Source organism: Inhella sp. (assembly GCF_041912635.1).
In the GTDB taxonomy this organism is placed as follows: Bacteria; Pseudomonadota; Gammaproteobacteria; order Burkholderiales; family Burkholderiaceae_C; genus Inhella.
The window spans coordinates 1-1,806 of record NZ_JAYRMO010000071.1 but is presented as its reverse complement, the minus strand read 5'-3'; the positions used below and the strand labels follow the sequence as shown (position 1 = coordinate 1,806).

Below are 1,806 nucleotides of genomic sequence, written 5' to 3'. Positions count from 1 at the left end.
GCGGCTTGATCATGTAGGCCGCCACCATCAGCACCATCAGCGCCATCGCGATGTTGAAGGTGAACAGCAGGTCCAGCGCGAAGGCCGGCAGCGGCAGCACCATCATCGCCAGGATCATCACCACGGCGACGGGCGCCATCAGCGCGCGCAGCGCGCGGCCGTCGGCGCCGAGCATGGAGCGCAGTTGCTGGGCGAGCGGGTTCATTCGTAGAGCTCCATGTCAGGCGCCGGGGTGTTGTGCGGATCGAGCTCCGGCGGCACCGGCAACTCGGGCAGCGCGCCAGGCGCGGGGCCGCGGCCGGCGAGCGCGGCGCGCAGCTGGTAGACGTAGGCCAGCACCTGGGCCACCGCGGCGAACAGCGCCTGCGGAATCTCCTGGTCCAGCTTGGTATGGGCGTAGAGCGCGCGCGCCAGCATCGGCGCCTCGAGCACCGGCACCTGCGCGCCCTTGGCAAGGTCGCGGATCTTCAGCGCCAGCAGGTCCACGCCCTTGGCGACGACGCGCGGCGCGGCCATCTTGCCGTCCTCGTACTTGATCGCCACGGCATAGTGGGTCGGGTTCATCACCACCAGGTCGGCCTTGGGGATGGCTGCCAGCATGCGGCGGCGCGAGACCTCGCGCATCTTGGCCTTCTGCTTGCCCTTGACCTCCTGGTTGCCCTCGGACTCCTTGTGCTCCTGCTTGGCCTCCTGGTGGCTCATCTTCAGGCGGTCGGCGTGCAGCTTGCGCTGCAGCGGCACGTCGATGCCGGCGAAGGCGGCGAGCGCCAGCACCAGCAGGGCGAGGCCGCCGAGCACCGTGCTCGCGCCCGACTCCACCGCCGCCGGCAGGCTCATGCCCAGCAGGGAGGCGAAGTCGCCCACGTGGGCCTTGAGATAGAGCGCGCCGATCGTGCCGAGGATGGCCGCCAGCAGGCAGGCCTTGAGCGTCTCGATCAGCTGCTGCCTGGAGAACAGCCGCCCGACGCCGGCGATCGGGTTCAGGAAGGCGAACTTGGGTTGCAGCGGCTCGAGCGTGAAGTTCAGGCCGCCCGAGGCGGCGCTCACGCCGACGGCCACCAGCGTCATCAGCAGGCCCAGCGGCAGCACCATCCACATCATCGTGGCGGTCAGCTCGGCCAGTCGTTCGAGCATGGCCTGCGGGTTGGCCACGGTGCGGGCGTCGAACTGCAGCGCCTGCGCGAGATGCGCCTTCAGCCAGCCGGTGGCCCAGGGCATGGCGGCCACCAGCACCGCGCCGCCCACGGCGATGGCCGCGAAGTGGCCGAGGTCGCGCGAGCGCGGCACCTGGCCCTGCTCGCGCGCTTTCTGCAGCTTGCGGGCTGAGGCTGGGAGATTGCGGTCCTGTGCGTCCTGGTCGGCCATGGCGTGACGCCCCGTTCGAAGGGGGCCAGGCCATTGTTCCGGGCGGTCCTGCGAACTTGAGCCGGAAGAGAACGCAAAAAGGGCCGCTTATCGCGGCCCTCTCGGTGGGATGTGACGCAGTTCCCGCTCAGAAACCGAGGCTGGCCAGCAGGTCGTCGACTTCCGCCTGGTCCTTGACCACGTCGGTGCGGCCTTCCGGGTTCACCACCGGCCCATTCAGCACGGCGGCCTCGACCTTCTGCGCCTGCTCGGGCGGCGCGGCCTGCACCAGCAGCTTGACCAGGCTGTCTTCCAGCTCGGTGGCCAGCGAAACGACCTTGGCCACCACCTGGCCGGTGAGGTCGTGGAAATCCTGCGCCAGCATGATGTCGGTGAGGTGCTGGTCGATGCGCGCGGTGGCGGCCTCGACGTCGCCGACGAAATTCATCACCGCGCCCGAGG

3 protein-coding genes are annotated in these 1,806 nt (G+C 69.8%); all 3 read right to left on the bottom strand.

The genetic code is table 11. The features are described 5' to 3' along the window. Window positions 1-205, bottom strand: a 205-nt coding sequence (locus tag ACE3QP_RS21700; protein WP_374439159.1) for an FHIPEP family type III secretion protein, incomplete at its 3' end; no start/stop codon positions are given. Then, window positions 202-1,365: a flagellar biosynthesis protein FlhB gene (gene flhB, locus ACE3QP_RS21695; protein ID WP_374439157.1), complete on the bottom strand. Its 1,164-nt coding sequence runs from the start codon at window positions 1,363-1,365 to the stop codon at window positions 202-204. The genes flhB and ACE3QP_RS21700, both read right to left, overlap by 4 nt. A 127-nt stretch (window positions 1,366-1,492) precedes the next feature. Then, window positions 1,493-1,806: protein phosphatase CheZ (locus ACE3QP_RS21690; protein ID WP_374439156.1), on the bottom strand; the 314-nt coding region annotated here is incomplete at its 5' end.

Coding starts and splice junctions, on each gene's coding strand:
- flhB (WP_374439157.1), bottom strand. CDS start 1,365: ATGGCCGACCAGGACGCACAGGACCGCAATCTCCCAGCCTCAGCCCGC.